16 protein-coding genes and 1 tRNA gene are annotated in these 20,821 nt (G+C 42.0%); 4 read left to right on the plus strand and 13 right to left on the minus strand.

The features are described 5' to 3' along the window. Nucleotides 1-2 precede the first annotated feature (2 nt). Nucleotides 3-518, plus strand: coding sequence for an isopentenyl-diphosphate Delta-isomerase (idi, locus tag EWE74_RS07940; protein WP_130140931.1), 516 nt, complete (start codon nucleotides 3-5; stop codon nucleotides 516-518). Nucleotides 519-562: 44 nt separating this feature from the next. Here idi and EWE74_RS07945 read toward each other — a convergent pair whose 3' ends face one another. The 3 genes from EWE74_RS07945 to EWE74_RS07955 are packed head-to-tail and all read right to left on the minus strand — an operon-like array spanning nucleotide 563 to nucleotide 1,983. Then, nucleotides 563-997, minus strand: a complete 435-nt coding sequence (locus EWE74_RS07945; RefSeq protein WP_130140932.1) for a hypothetical protein — start codon at nucleotides 995-997, stop codon at nucleotides 563-565. A 27-nt stretch (nucleotides 998-1,024) separates the two neighbouring features. Next, nucleotides 1,025-1,462 (minus strand): adenylyltransferase/cytidyltransferase family protein, encoded by a 438-nt coding sequence (locus EWE74_RS07950; RefSeq protein WP_130140933.1) that lies wholly within the window; start codon nucleotides 1,460-1,462, stop codon nucleotides 1,025-1,027. 41 nt (nucleotides 1,463-1,503) lie between these two features. Next, the gene (locus EWE74_RS07955) at nucleotides 1,504-1,983 is read right to left on the minus strand and encodes an adenylyltransferase/cytidyltransferase family protein (RefSeq protein ID WP_130140934.1); all 480 of its coding nucleotides are present in this window, start codon (nucleotides 1,981-1,983) and stop codon (nucleotides 1,504-1,506) included. A 208-nt stretch (nucleotides 1,984-2,191) separates the two neighbouring features. Between EWE74_RS07955 and treY the strand changes: the two genes are divergently transcribed. From treY to treZ, 3 genes are all read left to right on the plus strand, one after another. Beyond that, nucleotides 2,192-6,229, plus strand: a complete 4,038-nt coding sequence (gene treY, locus EWE74_RS07960) for a malto-oligosyltrehalose synthase (RefSeq protein WP_130140935.1) — start codon at nucleotides 2,192-2,194, stop codon at nucleotides 6,227-6,229. A 161-nt stretch (nucleotides 6,230-6,390) separates the two neighbouring features. Continuing rightward, nucleotides 6,391-8,508 carry a glycogen debranching protein GlgX gene (gene glgX / locus EWE74_RS07965; RefSeq protein WP_130140936.1) on the plus strand — a complete coding sequence of 706 codons (2,118 nt, stop codon included), beginning with the start codon at nucleotides 6,391-6,393 and terminating at the stop codon, nucleotides 8,506-8,508. 35 nt (nucleotides 8,509-8,543) lie between these two features. Next, nucleotides 8,544-10,373 (plus strand): malto-oligosyltrehalose trehalohydrolase, encoded by a 1,830-nt coding sequence (treZ, locus tag EWE74_RS07970; RefSeq protein WP_130140937.1) that lies wholly within the window; start codon nucleotides 8,544-8,546, stop codon nucleotides 10,371-10,373. A 24-nt stretch (nucleotides 10,374-10,397) separates the two neighbouring features. Here the strand turns inward: treZ and EWE74_RS07975 are convergent, their stop codons facing one another. The 10 genes from EWE74_RS07975 to EWE74_RS08020 form a co-directional block, all read right to left on the minus strand. Continuing rightward, entirely contained in the window at nucleotides 10,398-10,865 is a 468-nt protein-coding gene (locus EWE74_RS07975; RefSeq protein ID WP_130140938.1) for a DUF2721 domain-containing protein, read from the minus strand. Between the two features lie 143 nt (nucleotides 10,866-11,008). Continuing rightward, nucleotides 11,009-11,081: transfer RNA gene (locus EWE74_RS07980), tRNA-Lys, on the minus strand. A gap of 98 nt (nucleotides 11,082-11,179) precedes the next feature. Continuing rightward, a complete protein-coding gene (locus tag EWE74_RS07985) occupies nucleotides 11,180-11,998 on the minus strand; it encodes a siderophore-interacting protein (protein ID WP_130140939.1) in 819 nt (272 codons plus the stop codon). A 57-nt stretch (nucleotides 11,999-12,055) separates the two neighbouring features. Beyond that, nucleotides 12,056-13,285, minus strand: a complete 1,230-nt coding sequence (locus EWE74_RS07990; RefSeq protein ID WP_130140940.1) for an MFS transporter — start codon at nucleotides 13,283-13,285, stop codon at nucleotides 12,056-12,058. Nucleotides 13,286-13,502: 217 nt separating this feature from the next. Next, entirely contained in the window at nucleotides 13,503-16,553 is a 3,051-nt protein-coding gene (locus tag EWE74_RS07995; protein WP_130140941.1) for an efflux RND transporter permease subunit, read from the minus strand. 12 nt (nucleotides 16,554-16,565) lie between these two features. Further along, nucleotides 16,566-17,627: an efflux RND transporter periplasmic adaptor subunit gene (locus tag EWE74_RS08000; protein ID WP_130140942.1), complete on the minus strand. Its 1,062-nt coding sequence runs from the start codon at nucleotides 17,625-17,627 to the stop codon at nucleotides 16,566-16,568. Further along, nucleotides 17,624-18,985, minus strand: a complete 1,362-nt coding sequence (locus EWE74_RS08005; RefSeq protein WP_130140943.1) for a TolC family protein — start codon at nucleotides 18,983-18,985, stop codon at nucleotides 17,624-17,626. The genes EWE74_RS08000 and EWE74_RS08005 overlap by 4 nt, the downstream gene beginning before the upstream one ends. 33 nt (nucleotides 18,986-19,018) lie before the next feature. Further along, complete coding sequence (locus EWE74_RS08010) at nucleotides 19,019-19,657, minus strand: TetR/AcrR family transcriptional regulator (protein WP_130140944.1); 639 nt, start codon at nucleotides 19,655-19,657, stop codon at nucleotides 19,019-19,021. Nucleotides 19,658-19,794: 137 nt separating this feature from the next. After that, nucleotides 19,795-20,238 (minus strand): Hsp20/alpha crystallin family protein, encoded by a 444-nt coding sequence (locus EWE74_RS08015; RefSeq protein WP_130140945.1) that lies wholly within the window; start codon nucleotides 20,236-20,238, stop codon nucleotides 19,795-19,797. A gap of 159 nt (nucleotides 20,239-20,397) precedes the next feature. After that, nucleotides 20,398-20,763 (minus strand): dihydroneopterin aldolase, encoded by a 366-nt coding sequence (locus EWE74_RS08020; RefSeq protein WP_130140946.1) that lies wholly within the window; start codon nucleotides 20,761-20,763, stop codon nucleotides 20,398-20,400. Nucleotides 20,764-20,821 lie beyond the last annotated feature (58 nt).

The following is a 20,821-nucleotide window of genomic DNA, read 5'->3' on the forward strand; positions in this document are numbered from 1 at the left end:
AAATGGAAAGAAATAAAGTAATATTAGTAGACGATAACGATATCGCACTTGGTGAAATGGAAAAATTGGAAGCCCACCAAAAAGGTCACCTTCATAGGGCATTTTCGGTATTTATATTTAATGATAAAGATGAACTTCTTTTACAGCAAAGGGCAAACCATAAATATCATGGCGCTGGACTTTGGACCAATACTTGTTGTTCCCACCCCCAATGGGAAGAAGATGTATTGTTAAGTGCTGCAGAGCGTTTAGTGTATGAAATGGGATTGGAATGTGATTTGGAGTTTTCGCATTCGTTTATTTATAAAATTGAAGTTGAAAACGATTTGATAGAAAATGAATACGATTACGTTTGTATCGGTTACTCCAATGAGGAACCGAAGATCAACAAAGATGAAGTTCAAGATTATAAATGGATGGAGCTGAATGAAATTTTAGCCGATATCAATAAAAATCCGGAAAATTATACGCAATGGTTTAAGATTGCCTTACCCCGGGTAATACATAATTTGAAATAGCATAGCGGAATATCTATTTAGATGCGAATGATTGAAGGTCTTCTCTAATTATTCATCGAAAAGGAAGTTGGTTTTTGGGGTTGAAATAGAAAAGGAGAAGTTTTCAAAATAAGACTGGAAATAGCGGACAATAACGTCTGAACAGAACAATATTTTGAAATTAGAAATTGTTGCAGATTCTTTCCCAATTCCCGAGTCCGACTTGCATTAAAATCGTCGCAGACGAATAAAAATTTGCTTTCAGGAAAAATATAGTTTAGCTCTTCCAGACCGAAAGAAGCCTGATCACACATTCCTTCATAATCCACCACGAGCACATCCGGCTGTCCACAGTATTTTTGGCATGCCTTGACCTCGTCACCCAAAACGGCATCCCACAGAACCTCCACATTCCCTTCCGTCTCCTGTTCAAATAATAATCTATATGCGACCCGCAACCTCCTATTATTGCTTACAATGCCTACTGTTACCCTGTTCATACCTTGCTCTTGTTTTTTGCTAAGATTCTAATTGATCGTTTTAACCAGCTGCTCTTTCGTAAGTTCCTTCTCTGTCACAACCTTTCGTAGCCTATCACTCGTAAAACGATGTTTCCGCTTCGTATATTGAATTTCGATCCCTTCTTTCAGACAATAATCTTTTCCCGGAAAATGCGAAACCATCCCCTCTACAAACCGAATATCGATAGGCAGGGACTGCAACATATCCATTAATTCTTCGTCAGATTCATAAGGAATAATTTCATCTACGTACCGGCACCCCTCCAGTTTAATGAACCGCTCGACAACGGTTTGAGCCGGATGTGAACTATTTCGATCCCGTTCTTTAGTATCCGTTTTTAATCCAACAATCAGATGGTCACAATACCGTTTAGCCTCTTCCAACATGACGAGATGACCTAAATGTAAAAGATCAAATTCTCCAAAAATAATTCCTACTTTCATTTTTTACTATCAAATCCTATTATTCTTTTACGCTGTATCTCTTATGCATTTAGCCGCTGTAACGGCAGCTCCATATTTTCTTTTAGATGAACGATGGAAACAGGTTCCTCACACTGTTTCTTTGCGATGATTTTCCGTAACGACGAACTGGAGAACCGGTTCTCTCTACGATTAAAGTAAAGTTCGATACCTTTTTCTTCACAATACTTCCTTCCCGTAAAATTTTTGTCCTTATACTCGTCTCCCAAAATCCGCACATGGATTTTATACGAACGCAGTATATCTTCCAGATCTTGTTCCGTCGCATACGGGATGATCATATCTACGTGTTTGCAACCCCGCAATTGCATGTAACGTTCAAAAACCGTCTGCGTGGGTTTATTTTTTTCCGGTCGATCCAGGGTCGGATCAGTCTGCACCCCACAGATGAGAAAATCGCACTGTTCTTTGGCATCTTCCAGCATTTTAATGTGTCCTGCATGTAATAAATCAAAAGCAGAAAAAGTTATTCCTATTTTCATGGTAAATTATTTTAGTTTCAACTTCATAGGTACATATAGAACACCATTCGGATGATCTCGTTTTGAAAATTTTTCTTTTTATTATTTTATGACTAAATCGTTACTTTTCTCTAAACTAAACGACCTATTTGACGTTTAGTTTACATAGAGGTCATTAACAATACTTCATCATTTCAGTACAACTTTATTTTTAGCGGAATTATATATAATGGACATACCAAGCGGCACGTACCGTATCCAGTTTAATAAAAACTTTGATTTTCAACATTTCGAGCAGATCATAGATTATCTACATAATCTCGGTATTGACACCATTTACGCTTCTCCTATCCTACAAGCGGTCCCTGGTAGTGTGCATGGCTACGACGGAACGGAACTTAATAAGATTAACCCAGAACTGGGAACATTAGATCAGCTGATAAAACTTAAAGCGCGGCTTGCCGACTTTAATATAAAATGGTTACAGGACATCGTTCCAAACCACATGGCATTTCATCATGAAAATCGTTGGCTTATGGACGTTTTGGAATATGGCGATCTGTCCATATACAGCACCTATTTCGACACGACACATCATAGTATATTCTTTGAGAACGGTAAACTGATGATTCCTATTCTGGGAAAGGATCTCCATGAAGCCGTCCAATCGGGAGAAATTAACGTTATATTTGATAAGCAGCAGCTGTACGTTACCTATTTTGATCATCGGCTTCCCATTAACCCTGCTACTTATGAAGAAATAAACCAATGTTTGGATAACATCAATGATAATAAAGAAAAAATATTGGACATCCTATCCAAACAACATTATCAGCTGTGTCATTGGACAGAAACAGATCAGCGTATAAATTATCGGCGTTTCTTTACCATCAACGGATTGATTTGTTTGAATATGCAGGATGATGCTGTATTTAAAGACGTACATCGCTTTATAGGAGAACTCCATGCTAAAAAAATTGTAGATGGCTTTCGTATTGATCACATAGACGGTCTTTATAACCCTGCAAAATATACAAGAGATCTGCGGAAAATGTGCGGATCGGACACGTATATCGTCGTTGAAAAGATAGTAGAACAAGAGGAAGAAATTCCACGAGATTGGCCCATCCAAGGTACAACAGGTTATGATTTTCTGGCGCTGTGTAATAACGTCTGTACATACAGCAAAAGCGAAAAACTTCTCACCTATTTTTACGAAGGATTCGTCGGACAAAGCCATTCGATAGAAGAAGAACAAATCGAGAAGAAAAGAGCCATTTTATGCAAACACATGCAAGGAGAAGTTGACAATCTATGTCAATTATTTTTTGATTTAAACCTTGATATTCATTCGCTTCCTATTGGTTTGCAAGAACTTCGATCCGCCATACAGGCATTCTTGATATATTTCCCCGTATATCGGCTTTACGAAGAAAACTTCCCTTTCCAAGCAGAGGACTATAACACGGTCATGGCTGTTTTCGATGCGATATTGCAGAAAGAGCCCGATAATGCTCAAGGAACCGAAAGATTACGGAGAGTTATTAAACGGGCACAATATGAGCCTGGTCAACTCTATCGCAAAAACGCCATAATCTTCTTTCAACGCTGTATGCAATTCACGGGCCCCGTCATGGCAAAGGGTGTCGAAGATACGCTCATGTATACGTATAATCGGTTCGTTGGCCATAACGAAGTCGGTGATCATCCAGCAAACTTTGGTATCAGCGTTTCTGCTTTTCATAGCGCTATGCAGAAACGACAAGCGCTTTGGCCTTCTGCACTAAATGCCACGGCTACACACGATACTAAACGAGGTGAGGATGTAAGGGCTCGCCTCCAGGTATTGACCGCTTGGCCCGAAGCTTGGATGGAACAAGTTGAGATCTGGCAAAAAATTATAAAAGACCACTATGAAGGAGATTTACCGTATCCTAATGACATTTATGCCATCTATCAAGCAATGTTTGGATCCTATCCGATGCCCGATTGTCCGGACTACGACTTTGAGGACCGGCTTTTAAATTACCTAACGAAATACTTACGAGAAGGGAAAGAACATTCTGATTGGGCAGAACCAAATGAATCCTACGAACAGCGTGTCCAGCATTTTGCTCAGTTTCTATTAGCTAAGCAAGGACCTTTCTTCCCCGTTTTCCATGCTTACTTAAAACGCATGGCAGACTTTGGTATCCTCAATGCGTTGGCTCAGCTCCTATTAAAATTCACCTGCCCGGGCGTACCGGACACCTATCAAGGTACAGAACTTTGGGACCTGAGCTTTGTGGATCCCGATAACAGGCGTCAAGTTGATTATACTATCCGGCAGCGATATTTACAGGAAATCGACGCGCTAGAGAATAATAGCATCCTTCCAACTCTCTGGAAAGAACGATACAACGGGAAAATTAAGCTTTGGCTGCTGAACACCTTGCTCCATCTTCGTCAGCAATATCGCCTATTATTTACAAAAGGGGAATATATTCCTTTAGAGGTGAAAGGAAAATATAGCGAGCATATATTAGCTTACGCCCGTAAACATCAACAAGATTGGTTAATCATTATATTACCCCTCCATCTTGCTGCCATCACAGAATTACAAAACGGTGTAGTGCACCGTCTGGATTGGAAGGATACAACCGTTATTTTGCCAAATAGGCTACCGGTTCACTGGCGACACCTATTATGCGCTATTACAGGAGAGGGTACAGCATTAAAACTGTCATCTGTTTTTCAGGACTTTCCGCTTGCCGTTGTTCATTATAGCGAACCACCGAATCCTAGAAGCGCGGGCGTATTATTGCATATTAGCTCTTTACCTTCTCGTTTTGGGATTGGCGATCTCGGTCCAGGAGCGTATGATTTTGCCAGGTTCCTACAATCCAGTGGACAGCGATGGTGGCAAATATTACCGTTAGGACCTACCGCTAATGAACAATGTCATTCTCCATACAGCACCCGGAGCGCGATGGCTGGGAATCCTTTATTAATAAGTCTGGAGACATTAGTAGATGACGGCCTGCTGACGCAAAAAGAGTTAGAAAAGACTACCATTGATGTCTGTACACAAATTGATTTTGCAAGAGTTGAATCCATAAAAAAAGAATGGCTACACATCGCATTCGAACGGGCAGATCTTGCCAACGATCCTAATTTTAAAACTTTTTGTGCGGAAGAAGCGTATTGGCTGGATGATTACGCATTGTTTGCTAGTTTACATAACGCTTATCCGGATACCCCATGGTATGCATGGCCAGAACCGTATAAGTTGCATAATCCGCAGGCGCTTGCTAAATTTGAAGCTGCACATCGCTCGCAACTTCGTGAAGAAAAATGGATACAGTATATTTTCTTCCGCCAATGGAAAAAATTGAAAACCCATTGCGGGGAACTCGGCGTACACATATTAGGAGACGTTCCTATCTACGTTGGGCACGACTCGGCGGATGTTTGGGCACACCCACACTTGTTTTCGCTGGAAACGGATGGAAAACTTCGATCTATCGCTGGCGTACCACCAGATTATTTCAATGCGGACGGTCAACTTTGGGGAATGCCTGTATACGACTGGCAAGCAATCAAACAGGACGACTATGCGTGGTGGATAGCAAGATTAATGCATAACAGCAAGCTTTTTGACAAGATTCGGCTTGATCATTTCAGAGCGTTCGCGGCCTATTGGGAAGTTTCTGCTCCAAACGAGACAGCAAAAAATGGGCAGTGGAAGCTTGGTCCAGGAAAAGATTTTTTCACCCGAATTAAAGCTGAATTAGGCAAATTACCTTTTGTTGTAGAAGATCTGGGTGACATAGACGACGCTGTATACGAATTGCGGGATGTTTTCCAATTACCGGGGACTAAAGTTCTTCAATTTGCCTTCGGCGATGATATGGCATTTTCCCCTCATATTCCACATCACTATGACCGGAATTCCTTTGCGTATACGGGTACGCACGACAATAATACTGTCGTAGGTTGGTTTACTGACGAACTGGATGATGATGCCAAGGAACGGCTCTCCCAGTATACATCTGTCAAGGCTGATAAAACGAATATCGCTGATATCATGTTGAAAACTGCATACGCTTCGGTAGCAGACACCGTCATTGTACCATTGCAAGATCTCTTATCCCTTCCGGGAATGCATCGCATGAACAATCCAGCGAGCAGCACAGGAAATTGGAGCTGGGTAGCTCCACAAGATGCTTTCGACGATAACATCAAAACCAAATTGCGTCATTATATGGAATTATACGACCGGATATAACGAATAGCAGAAGAAACCATGATGATTTATTCAGATACACAAAGGGATAAGTAAACCGAGCTTGCGAGTTCTTGAATACATATTAAACAAACACCGATGAAAAATCTGATAACGTCATCACCTTTAAGGAGAATTTTATTGGGAAGAAAAATAGTAAAAAAATGAATATAAAAGCACTTGTAGGATCCTCCTACCCCTTAGGAGCCACCTTTGATGGCAACGGCGTAAATTTTGCCCTTTACGCTGAAAATGCAGAAGCCGTGGAACTCTGTCTTTTCGAAAACGAAACAGATGACAAGGAGTCTATGAAAATCAAAATCAAAGAACGGACGCATCAAGTGTGGCACATCTATATCCCCGACATAGGTCCCGGACAGCTATATGGTTATCGGGTACATGGTCCCTACGAACCTAAACAAGGACATCGTTTCAATCCAAATAAGCTTCTTATCGACCCATATGCCAAAGCTATAGCTGGTACATTACGTTGGGACGACGCCTTATTTGGTTATGAAGTAGGTCACCCAGATGCTGATTTAAGTTTTAGCGAAAAAGATAGCGCAGCCTATATCCCTAAAGGTGTTGTAATAGATGGATCTTTTGACTGGGAAGGGGATAAACCTCTTCGCATCCCTATGCACCGTAGTATTATCTATGAAGCCCATGTTAAAGGGTTTACGGCACAGCATCCAGAAATACCAGAAGAAATAAGGGGTACTTATTCTGCACTAGCGCATCCTGTAACTATTTCCTATCTACAGTCGCTTGGTATAACGGCAATAGAACTCCTGCCGATACATCATTTTATTACAGACCGACATCTCGAAGAAAAGGGATTAACAAACTATTGGGGTTATAATACGATTGGATTCTTTGCCCCGGATATTCGGTATGGGTCTATCGGTAGCCAAGGTGAACAGGTCATAGAATTCAAAAATATGGTGAAGGAACTCCATCGCGCTGGAATAGAAGTTATATTGGATGTCGTGTATAACCATACGGGCGAGGGAAGCGAGATGGGACCGACGCTTTCCTTCCGAGGCATTGACAACGCTTCCTATTACCGTTTGACCGAAGATCCACGCTACTATATGGACTTTACAGGTACGGGAAATACGCTTAACGCACGCCTGCCGAATGTTCTTCGCTTAATCATGGATAGCCTGCGCTACTGGATACAGGAGATGCATATTGACGGGTTTCGATTTGACCTTGCTTCTGCCCTTGCCCGCGAACTTTACGAAGTAAATAAACTGAGTTCATTCTTCGATGTCATCCATCAGGATCCTGTTATTTCGCAGGTAAAACTCATTGCCGAACCTTGGGATATCGGAGAAGGGGGCTACCAAGTGGGAGAATTCCCTCCCGGTTGGGCGGAATGGAACGGCAAATACCGTGATTGTATGCGCGATTATTGGACAGGGGCTGATAGCATGCTTGGGGAATTCGCTGATAGATTGACAGGATCATCAGATCTTTATCAGGGGGATTATCGCAGACCGACTGCCAGCATTAATTTCATTACGGCACATGACGGGTTCACCTTACACGATCTTGTTTCGTATAACGAGAAACATAATGAGGCGAACGGCGAGGACAACAACGATGGTGACAGCCACAACCGTTCGTGGAACTGCGGTGCAGAAGGTCCAACAGAAGATGAAGAAATCAATAAACTGCGGGCTAAGCAGAAAAGAAATCTACTGACTACATTATTCCTTTCACAAGGTGTCCCGATGCTCGTTGCCGGAGATGAGTTCGGACGCACCCAACAAGGAAACAATAATGCGTATTGCCAGGACAACGATATATCGTGGCTAGATTGGGTGGGCAAGGATGAACACCTGTTGACGTTTTGCCAACAATTGATCGCTTTCCGGAAAGAGCATCCGACATTCTGCCGGCGAAAATGGTTTCAAGGTATTCCCATAAAAGGTATTGGTTTAGAGGATATAGGATGGTTTGACCCTAAAGGACGGGAAATGGAAGAATCGCATTGGCAAAATGATTTTGCCCGATCCTTAGCTGTTTATTTAAATGGCAATGGTATCCGTTCATTGAGCGATGATGGAACTAAAATCGTAGACAATAGTTTTTATATCATGTTCAACGCGTACTGGGAAGATATCAGCTATAAACTACCGGGTGCAAAATATGGTAAAGAATGGGCGATGGTTATCGATACTAATCTGGACACCATTGATACGCATGAAACCTATGCATCTGATTCGTCTATCAACGTGCCTGGGCGTTCCATTATTGTTCTTATGTCGACCTAATTTTTATACTATTGAATTACAAAGCTAAATTGCCCATGGATACAGGAAGAACAAAACCGTTAGGAATTACACTCCACGACAATAAAGCACAGATTACGGTTTGGGCACCCAAAGCTAAAAACGTTATATGCCGCACCTATCAGCCAAATGCAGATATTATTTTGTCGCTGCAAGCCTACGGCTATTGGTATGCTGAAAGTGAAGAAATAACTGCTGGACAACGGTATCATTTTATTATCGACGGCGAAGTACTCCCCGATCCCGCCTCCCGTTCCCAACCGGAAGGTGTTCACGGACCATCAGCCGTTGTTGATCTTCAATTCGATTGGACCGATCAAGATTATCATTGTTCAACATTACGTGATTTCATTATTTACGAGGTTCATGTAGGCACTTTTTCTTCGACGCATGATTTTAATGGTATTATTGAGCGATTACCTTATCTTCAGAAACTGGGCATAACAGCCATCGAAATTATGCCTGTAGCACAGTTTCCCGGAGAAAGAAATTGGGGATATGATGGTACATTTTTGTTTGCAGTACAACATTCTTATGGCGGTGCCCGGGGATTGCAACGGCTGGTGGATGCCTGCCATCGAGAAGGTATTGCGATAATCCTAGACGTCGTGTATAATCATTTTGGTCCCGAAGGTAATTACGTCGACCAATATGGCCCATACCTTACCGATAAATATCAAACGCCATGGGGAAAAGCCATCAATTACGATGATGCGTGGAACTATGGTGTACGGGATTTCGTCTGTGAAAATGTACGGATGTGGTTCCGGGATTTTCATATCGATGCACTTCGTCTAGACGCCGTACATGCTATAAAGGACTTCAGTCCATCTCATATACTTCAAGATATAAGGCGTACAACAGATCTTCTGATGGGGAAAACGGGCCGGAAACACTATCTGATAGCAGAATGTGACCTAAATGATAAACGTTTTTTAGAACCGCTGGAGCAAAACGGCTTCGCCATGGATGCACAATGGCTTGACGAATTCCATCATGCATTGCGCGTCGCTGCCGGCGAAGAAAAGAAAGGATACTACGAAGAATTTAATGGCATCGCACATTTAGCAAAAGCTTATGAACAGGCTTACGTATTTACAGGCCAATATTCTACCAACCGTCAACAATTTTTTGGCAGTAGTTCGGAGGGGATTTCCGGAGAGAAATTCGTTGTTTTTTCACAAAACCATGATCAGGTCGGTAACCGCATGCTTGGCGAACGGAGCAGTATCTTGTTTACGCCCGATTTACAGCGTTTGATGGCCATGGCTGTTATGGTATCTCCATTTACGCCTTTATTATTTATGGGAGAAGAATGGTCTTCACAAAAGCCCTTCTTTTATTTTGTAAGTCATAGTGATCCTGATTTAATCGCTGCTGTCCGCAAAGGACGTCGCGAAGAGTTTTCGGATTTTCATGGCAATGGAGAGGTGCCCGACCCACAGGACAAAAAAACTTTTGACGACAGCGTGTTAGATTGGACGGAAAAGGATAAAGCTGCACATCAGCGTATGCTATATTACTATCAAAACCTAATCGCCTTAAGAAAGTCCAATACCGTACTTCGGAATCTAAAGAGAGAAAATATACGGGTAAATAGCGATCTGCAGAAGAATTCGCTTATATTATATATTGAACAGGCAAAAGAACGGCTCATCTGTCTATTCAATTTTTCTCCGTCTACGCAACGCTTTGCTATTTCAGAAGATGAAATCTGGAAAAAAATGTGGGATACAGGAGATAACATGTGGGGCGGTCTCTCTCCAACCGTATTAAAGGACAGCCTCGCACATGTCCCCGCACAGACAGGCGTCATCCTGCAAAGCAGCACACACATCATTAAATGATTTAAATTCCGACCAATAACGACTTTACTCTTCCTGACCATCATCGGACTTTTTCCGAGAATCTAACTTTTTCTTTAAATATTGGACTAAAGAAGGGTCGGAATGTTCTTCCATATCACTCAACTCCAGTTCCAAGGCTTTGTTACTCAACTGAATTTCCACAAAAGAAATCACTAACGACACCGTAAAAAACAAAAGACTTAACGCAAAAGTAATCTCGGCAATCAGCATGTTGTTTAGGTAAATTCCATACATACACACAATACAACTTATAAAACTTAATACGCCCATACCCTGCATATGTCGTAGTAATTTAAGTCTGTACCGAAGATTTCCAATTTGGCCTTGCAATACGCCTTTTTTATTATGTTCAAGGTATTTGGCGTGCAGGCTCCGCACCAAAGCAGCCAAAGCCAAGAACCGATTGGTGTATGCAAGCATGATCAAACTGATAGCTGGAAAGAGCAAAGCAGCGGTACCGTATGTTATCATAAGCTAGACGTATATTAATTTTAGCTGTCAAGTATCATGACAATTACCCAAAGATACATTGAAAATTATAATTATTCGGTCCTCAAATTTTTAGAAATAAAAAAATGGGACAAGTCTATCATTTTTAGACTCGTCCCAAGAGGTGACCCCGCTGAGGCTCGAACTCAGGACCCACAGATTAAGAGTCTGTTGCTCTACCAACTGAGCTACGGAGTCCACAATGCAAAAGTAAGCGCCACGGATTACAATGTCAACGGTTTTTTTGTATTTTTTGCTGTTCGGTTCCCGGCAACGGGTTCCTTTCCATTGAATAATTACGACTCCCGCTTTTCCTGCTGTCTATCGGCGGTGGATTTATCTTCTGCTACTCCCGCTTTCCAATAAGAATAGGCATATAATTCATCCTGCTTCCATCCCTTTTCTTTACGTAAATAGTGACGAATAGACTTTACCGAGGAATATTCTGCCGCAACATAACCTGATCGTGATCCTTCCGGTAATAGCTGCTTCCTAACCATATCTGCAAGTCGGCTACCGTTTTGTGGATGCTCATTGTGCAACCAGATGATATCCATATCAGCTTTTGTTTTAAGATCTTGTTCGTCCTCTTCTCCGTATACTTCAATAATACAAATTCCCTTGGCCTCTGCGGGTAGATCTTCTAAAATAGCGCCTAATACAGGAATGGCTGTCGCATCGCCCACCAACAGATAATGATCTGCTTTTCTATAGAGTTCCATTTTTCCATCTTTCATCAGGACACCTAACACATCTCCTTTTTTCGCTTGTATTGCCCATGCCGAAGCCGGCCCTTCGTCACCATGCGCGACAAAATCGATCCAGATCTCATTCTTATCAAGATCAATTCCTCGATGCGTATATGTCCTCCGGATTGACTGAACTTCTTCCGATTGGAGTTTCCAAGTGTTGGCTTCCTTATCCAACTCGGGAAAGTATACCGTGTCAACTCCTTTGGGTGGAATTAAAATCTTGTTATTTATACCTACCATCGTATTGGCAAATAGCGGTACCTTTTCTCCCGTGAGATAAACCCGGATATAATGGGGCGTAAGATATTCTTTTCTGCTTACAGTTAACTGTGCTTGAATAGGTTGAAAAGTCTTTTTATTCATTTTTTACGATATGATTGGTCGGGGACTAATTTGAATGACCTATGCACAAATATAACATTATTTAGAATGCCTCCCCAACCCCATAATAAAACGATTGAAGAAAGAAAACACGCCCACAAGGGCAATGATACAACCTAACGCAATAAATATATTATTTACGCCAAAGAAATCAGCCGCCCAGCCCGTACCGAGCAATCCAATGACGGTGGGTATAATGGCCATACTGAAATAGAGAGAGAAAACACGTCCCATCACTTCGGGGCGAACTTCCTCCTGTAATACCGTCATAAAACTTGCGTTATAAATCGTTGCTGCCACGCCACCTATCGCTGTTAATCCGACTAAAATCCAGAATGTATGTGGTGGAATTACTCCTGATAACGCCAAACTTATCCCTAAAATAATAGTAGTCATATTGATCAGCACCACTTTTCGGATAGCTGGTTTAAAGATCCCCAACACACTCCCCCCTACCAGCATGCCGAGTCCCCACACCATTTCAACGATACTCATTTCCCATTTGCCTCCACCAAAATATTGCAATGTCAATAGCGGAAACAACACCGCAACAGGCATAATACAAAAGGTAGCGATAGTAGAATATGCAAAAAGCCAGGTCAGTCCTTTGTTATCCAAAATCGCTTTGAATCCCCATTTCAGGTCAGTCCAAGCTTGTTGAAAACTGGCTTTCGCCTTTTCTGGAACTTCCGGATTCGGAATATATACAAACAACAATGCGCTAATTGCTACTACAGCACCGACAATATCCAATAATAACACGTTACCTATAGACATCAAGGTAATTGCTAAGGTCCCTAATGCCGGTCCTGCAATCGCAGAAATAGACTGTATCATCTGGTTGACACCGGCGATGCGCAACAATTCGCTTTCTGGTGCAATCATCGGAATAGATGCCTGCATAGCAGGCATATGAAAAGCCGATCCTACTGAGCGCAATGCCAACATCGCGTATATTAAAATAAGGCTTTCGTATCCGAGGTAAAAACTAATAGACATCACCAATGTACATAGTGCGACAAAGCCGTCGGCAAACATCATTGTTTTCTTCCGGTTCCAACGGTCAATGTATATCCCCGCAAACGGACCGATAACCGCCGCGGGCAACATCCCTGCAATGGCACCATAAGCAAGCACCTCGGCAGAGCCATGTTCGATACTTAACCAAATAATAATAGCAAAATTGACAGCAGAGCTTGTAATCAACGATATAAACTGCCCGATCCATATAATGAGGAATTTCTTTTTCCAGTTTTCTTTTTCTTGCATAAACTTTTCTATAAACAACGCTATCTTATGAGCGTCTTGTCATCAAAAATAAGTGGGAATACAAATAAAATAAGCTTGAAACAACTTATTTTAACAGATATCTAGGCACAGTGGATGCCCGAAACTTACGCTATTCTGTCGCGTACAGTTAATATCTTATATAGAGAAGTAATCTTCATGATACGGGCAAAAGTAAGAAAAAGAATTTATTCATATATTATTTTTTTTCAATGACTGGCGGGATAAGCTTATAGATAACCGGTGTTACTATTCGGGATAATAACGTGGAACTGATCAGCCCACCGATCATCACGATGGCCAATGGGGATATCAAAGGGTTACTCGACCAGGCAATGGGTAACAAACCACCAATAGCCGTAAGTGACGTCAATATAATCGGCAAAAAGCGGATTTCACCAGCCTGTTCAATAGCGTCGTTCAATGCTACTCCGTCCCGTCTTAGCTGATTCGTGAAATCCACTAACAGGATCGTGTTTTTCACCTCAATCCCCGCCAGAGCCACCAGGCCAATCGTGGCGACAAAAGATAGGGTATTTCCCGTAACCATTAACGCCAGAACCGCACCTACGATACCTAACGGAATCACGGACAAAACAATTAACGTACTCTTAAACGTCTTAAATTCCAATACCAACACAGCGACAAACAAAAATACAGTCACCATGATAATGGTACCAAATCCACCGAAGGCGGCTTCTCTACTTTCTACCTCACCCCCCATTTCGTAAGCATAACCGTCCGGAAAAGGAAAAGCATCCATCTTTTTGATAACCTCCCGAATCACATTATCATTTGAAAAACCTTTAGCAACGGAAGCATTTACGGAAACAACCCTGTTTTTGTCTTGGTGATAGATATTAGAAGGAGAAGATTCGAATTCCAAAGTTGCCAGCTGCGTAAGAGGAATAGCCGTTCCTTGTACATTATTGACAAAAATACCGTCAAACACCGTCATATCTGGCATATTCAGTCTTGGAACGGTGATCATAATACGATATTCGTTGTCGTCCACCTTTGGATCGGTGTATATTCCTACCTCATATCCGGCCAACACAATCCGTACCGTTTGATCTATACGTACCGTGGGCACGCCTAAAGCCAAGGCCTTCTCCCTATTCACCACGACATGCAAATCTGTTTTCTTATTTTTTAGCGGATTATTTATATAGACATTGCCCGGTGTCTTTTTTAATAACTCTTCTACATCAGCAGCCAAACGTTGTAAGGTATCTAAATCGTCTCCAAACAAACGTACTTCCACGGGTGAAATCACGGGTACGCCTTGTTCAAAGTTTTTGACTTCGATTTTAGCTCCCAAATAATTTGTCCATTTCTGGCGCAATACTTCAATCAACAATTCCTTCTCTTTTGCCTTCACATCATTATGCAGCTGAACAAAAATATCAGCATGCCCAACGTTTTCGCTCGCCTGGCTCATATTATAATAAATCGTTGGATTCCCTTTACCAACATTGCTCGTAAAATATTTAATATCCGCTATCTGGCGAAGCTCATCCTCTATTTCCCTGGTGATACTATCCGTTGTTGCTAAACTGCCTTGCAACGGTGCAGCAATGTGAATCATGAATTGCGGTTTTTCAGATGGCGGAAATAACGAAAAGCCGACAACAGGAATCAAAGCTAAGGAAGCCAAGAATATACCTAATGCGATGACAGCAGTTCGTTTCGGATGTTTCAAAGCTTTGTCCAACCATACCGCGTAAGTACGATGTATCAATCTCTTCAATACGCGCAAAATAGCGTTACCATCTTCGGACATATGGGGTTTCAACAATTTGCTTGCTAGAAAAGGAACCACAAGCAAAGCAATAAACATAGAACCAATTACGGATGCGATAACAGCAGTCGGCATACTGCGTATAAAATCCCCCGCCATTTCTGGCATAAACATTAACGGAAGAAAAGCAATTACCAGTGTAACCGTACAACCAACAACAGCTAAGGCGATTTGATGCGTTCCTTTAATCGCAGCTTCCAAACGTGAATATCCATCCCGCATCCAACGCTCGATGTTTTCAACGACTACAATACTATCGTCCACGACCAGCCCTAGGGCAACGACAAAACCGACAATGCTAAGCTGATTGAGCGAATAACCGACGAGATTCAGCGTAATGAGCCCTAAACCCAGCGACAACGGAATAGCAATCATGACCACGAGCGATGCACGTGAACCCAACGGTAGCAATGTAAAAAGCACCAAGGTAATCGCGATGACAAAATCCACTCCAAGACCACTTAATCTACTATTGACCTGCTCGGCTTGGTCGAAGTTTACGATAAAGTCAACATTCGCAGGAAGTGTTTCCCGAAACTCTGCGAATACTTGATTATAGGCTATCTGCGTATCGCTAATATTCATGCTGCCTTTTTGCGCAGCATTCACCAATACAGCATGATATCCATTCAATCGCGTCACATGTGTAGGTTGTCCAAATGTCGGATACACATCCGCAACGCCGCTGAGCAAAATATTTCGCCCTTCCGCACTCGAAACAACTGTATTCTTAATTTGTTCAATACTTTTATAATCGCCGCTTGTTATCACACTAAAAGATTTCCCTCCCGCAACGACCGCACCACCTGGAATATTTTGATTCTCGCTTTGCATGGCTTGCACCACTTGATCCATGGGTATTTTTAAGCTAGCCAGCCGTGACAGGTCTACATCCACCCGGATAAGTTGGTCGGGCAAACCGCTGATCTCCACATTTTTCAGCGCCTTTACTTTTTCTAGGCGAGATTTCAAATCATCGGCCAAACGTTTCATCGTCGATGTCGATGCATTTTCAGAAATTAAAGCAGTTTGGATCACACTAACCGTGGTCGGGTCGACTTTCTTTACCTCCGCACGATAAATATTTTCCGGAAGCTCTCCGCTAGCGGCGCTCAGTTCCCGGATCAGTTCTTGATATTTTGCCTCATAATCTTCTCCATACACATACTCCACAAAAATAACAGCTACACCGTTGGTAATCGTTGTCTTGATACGTTTTATCCCATCCAAAGCATAAAAACGGCTTTCCAACGGTTTTACAACCAGTTGCTCCATATCTTTAGGACTTGTTCCGGGGTATACCACGATGACAGGAAAACTCACTGGTTTCATCTCTGGATCTTCTGCCCTTGGCATAGTCAAAATCGTGCTAACGGCTACAACTACAACCATGAGGACCATAATCAGCGTAAACTGATAATTTTTAATGGGATATTTGATGAAGTTCATATCGAATTTCCTTTATTTTTCTATCACTTTTATAGGGGTCCTGTCAACGAGATACGGACTACCCGATACGATCAATGCAGTCGCTCCTTCCAGTCCGGAGGAAATCAACACATCATCCTTGTTGATGGATGCGATCTGTACCTTTACTTTGCGGGCCGTCTTTCTATCATCCGTCACAAACACGTATCCTTCTTTTCCGTTCCCTTCCAAAAGTGATTCATATGGAATGGTCCATGCCGAATGTTGCGCTGACCGCAGTTGCATATAGGCTTTGCCGAACATGCCTGCCGCTAATTTGGCTGGAGCATCGGCCGTTAGCGATAGAAACACACTAAAAGTACCTGTTTTAGGATCCAGCCCTTTAGATTTCTTCTGGACAATCGCACGATAGGTTCCCTCCCCTAACACATCGGATGAAATCCGGGCACTATCCCCTTCTTGGACAGCTGCCCATTGCCGGTCGGACACCCCTACTTTCAGTTGCCAGTTCCCGTCATTTGCTCCATTTATCTGCAAAACGGGTGTACCGGGGCCAACCACTTGCCCTTCCTGGGCCAACCGAGCCAATACGTAGCCATTGCTTGTCGACCGTATTTCGGTGTATTGTTCGTGGAAACGTGTACGCTTTATATCTTGCTGTGCTAGGTCGAGCGCTGTCTTCGCATTTTGCATCTGTTCCAGCGTAGAAACGCTATCGTAATACAGTTTACGAGCGCGTTCGTAATCACGCTGTGCTTTTTCCAACGCCAACGATGCCTGGGAAGCCATTGTCTCCACTTCATCCTTATGCACCCGGGCGAGTAGTTGTCCCGTTTTAATAGGATCCCCTTCGCGGACATAAATCTGTTCAATAACACCTCCGTTTTTAAACCCTAACAGGGTTTCATCGTCCGTAGTAAATGTGCCTGTGGCCTCAAAAGTAGCATTGGTTTCGTTTGAATGTAAGGTCATCAGTGTCACCGGAATGGTATCGGTATCTGGAATGGCCAATGAGCGATCTGCTTGGCCACAAGAAGATAATAAGAAGACAAAACAAACTGCAGAAACTGAAAGATTTAAAAATGATATTTTCATGGTTGAGGGATTTGAAAGGTTGCAGATTCACGTTCCAATTTAGCCAATGCTGCCAGCACCTGTAACTGACTGATATTGACAGAAAGTTTTGCAGCAGTATATTGACTACGCGCGTCAATGGCTTCCATATAGCTATTAACGCCTTCATTGTAGCCCCGCTGTATGAGTCGCTGATAAGTAGATGCAGCTTCTAGCTGCGTTTTTGATTTTTCATAATTTTTACGTGCTGCCAGCACGCCATTCCGGGCAACTTTTGCGGCCAATGTCAACTGTTGCTCTGCCTGCGCTTTTCTGTTCCATGTTTCGGCGAGGTCGATTTTTGTTTCCTCCATCTTCAGACGGTTTCTATTACCCTGAAAAAGAGGTACAGACAAGGTCAGCCCAACCATAAAATAACGCGAATCCCGGTTAAATTTTAAACCCTCTGCCTGGGATCCCAAGTCAAGAAATCCGCTTACTTTTGGAACCAGATACTGTTTATTCATCTTCAATACAGATTCCTGCATCGCTATCCCGGTCTGCAAAGCGAGCAGCTCTTCACGTTGGGAGATATCGATTTCGTCTCCGTTCTCTAAACCCCAGTTCTCTTCTGAGAAAAGCGTACTATCCTGTTCGATAAACGCGTCGGCGTCCCGGTTCAGTAATGCATTGAAATACAAAGAACTGTTTTTGATGTTCTTTTCTGCTTCGGCAAGTTGCGATTCGATTTGTGCTATTTCCGTTTTTGCCCGAACAACATAAGCGGGCAATCCCTTACCTGCTTCTAACAGCTTCTCGTTAACCCGAAGCCCTTCATGGGCTAATTCCAACGACGATTTATATATGCCTTCTACCTCCAAGGCGCTGATATATCGATAATATGCCTCTTTAATTTCCTTGACTAATTCACGTTTATAAATCCCTATCTCCGATTCCTCTAGACGCACTGCATCCGTTTTAATCTGTTTATTATGGGCAATATCTGTGTTGATAAGCGGAATGACGGTACGTACCTTGGCATCATAATAGTTCTGCGGAAGAAAATTAATCGTTTCATTCTGTATTTGCGGAAATGCTTGCGACTGCGTGAGCGCATTCAACGTATTGTAAACAGGATTAAGCATGTCGCCCACCGGCAAATTAATGGATCGTCCGCCTTTCGCATGCGTATAAGCTACGTCTAAGTCAATAGCAGGTAGATACATGGATCTTGCGACCTGTAATGCATTCATTGCCCGCTGCAGGGAGAGATTTTTCTGCTGAAGCACCAAATTATGATCTAGCCCTTCTTCAATATAATCCAACAAAGGCGATGTCTGTCCGAAGATGCTCATGCCGGAAAAACAAATGAAAATCAAACTTATGAATACCGTTCTCATTATTAACAGTGTTAAGTTTACATTTAAAATTTTTTATTTAGTGGATTCTAGATAATGTACAAGGACACGGAATGCATTTTCAATCATGCGCTCCTGATCCTCATCTCCGAAAACGACATGCATCATACTTCTAAGATGTCCCGAAACGTACAATGCACACATACCGTGTACAGAAGCCCAAGCTTCCATCGCTACATGTGTAGCATCCAGTCCCTTAAAATAACCTTGGTCCTGGCCATCTCGAACTGTCTTTAAAAGAAAATCGAAAACACGTTCTCCGTCTTCCCATGATGCCTCTACACAATTGATTTCCAAATGCTCCATCGGGTCTTTCATAACAAACATCAATTCATAGAAATCTGGGTGTTCAAATGCAAATTTAATATAACATCTGCCTAGTGCTTTCAATCGTTCAAAAGGAGATTCCACCTGCATCAAGGGCTGAAAGTTCTGTCGTAACAGCTGAAAACCCTCTTGGTGCAGTGCGTAGATAATATCACTCTTATCTTTATAATACAGGTATATTGTCGTCGGACTGAATTCGATTTCCTTGGCAATTTTCCGAATAGAAGTAGCTTCATAACCTGCTGTCAGAAACAACTTTTTAGCTGCTTCCAAAATACGCTTGCGCAAATCTTCTTTATGCCTGGTCTTCCGTTCTTGTATACCCATCTAATTTTTTTAAAAAACAAAAATAGTGAACACTGTTAAGTTTCACAAATATTAAAATAAAATAGTGAAGAAAACAAAGCCCCCGCAAAACTGCGGGGGCTTCCTCCTCACCTAAAAACAAACCACACTACATCCTACTATTTTACTTCGATCAGCCTTTTCGCGACGATAGCTTCTTCTTTCTTACCCACTGTCACTTGCAATACGCCGTCTACATATTCTGCTTCAATATCACCATAATTGACGGAATCTGGTAATGAAAAAGAACGTGTGAAAGAAGTGTAACTAAATTCCTTTTTGCTATACAATTTATCGTTCTCGCTCGTTTCCTCTTTTTTCTCTGCGGAAATTGTAATCATATTTTTATCCACATTGATTTTAAAATCTGATTTCTGTAATCCCGGAGCCGCCAATTCAATTTTGAACGACTTATCAGTTTCCGCGATATTCACTGCAGGAACGCGTGTGACTAAGCGGTCTGAAATAAATGAATCATTGAAGATGTTGTCGAAAAAGTTGTTAACATAAGGGTTAACTACATCTGAATTGACAGTTCTGTTTGGAAATTTGATTAATGCCATGTTGATATCCTCCTATTTTTAATTTCGTTATGTTTTATGCTTGACTGGAATCAAATCTTATACCGAAGCGTTAAAACAATAGAATCAAGACAAAATGTCTTTAAAAAATAAAAAATAACGACATAATGTCATTAGCAACACATTAATATAAGATATACTTTATTTCTTATAGCATAAAGACACGACTGAATGCACATAGTCATGACCGAATGGAGGTGTTGTTTTACGAATGGAGATACGTGCTTCATGAATAAAAGCATAACGAGCCTGTATATTGCAAAGAATTTCGTGGGCCGCGGACTCCAGAAGTTTCCGTTCTTTTTTCATAACCCCACCTAATAAATCATAAAGTTCGGCATAATTAACCGTATTCGACAGATCCTCGGCGTCGGTATTGTCAAAGGGAAAGTAGATAGACACATCCACGAAAAACTCATTTCCCAAAATACGTTCCTCTTCGTAGTACCCGATCGGCGAAAAGAAACGCACATCTTTAAGCGCCACTTCCTGTATGATAGAACCCATATACAAACTTATAAAAAAATGAAACCGAGATGTAAATAATATGATAAAAGAAAAAATA

Origin of the sequence: Sphingobacterium corticibacterium (assembly GCF_004208525.1) — a bacterium.
GTDB classification, from domain to species: domain Bacteria; phylum Bacteroidota; class Bacteroidia; order Sphingobacteriales; family Sphingobacteriaceae; genus Sphingobacterium; species Sphingobacterium corticibacterium.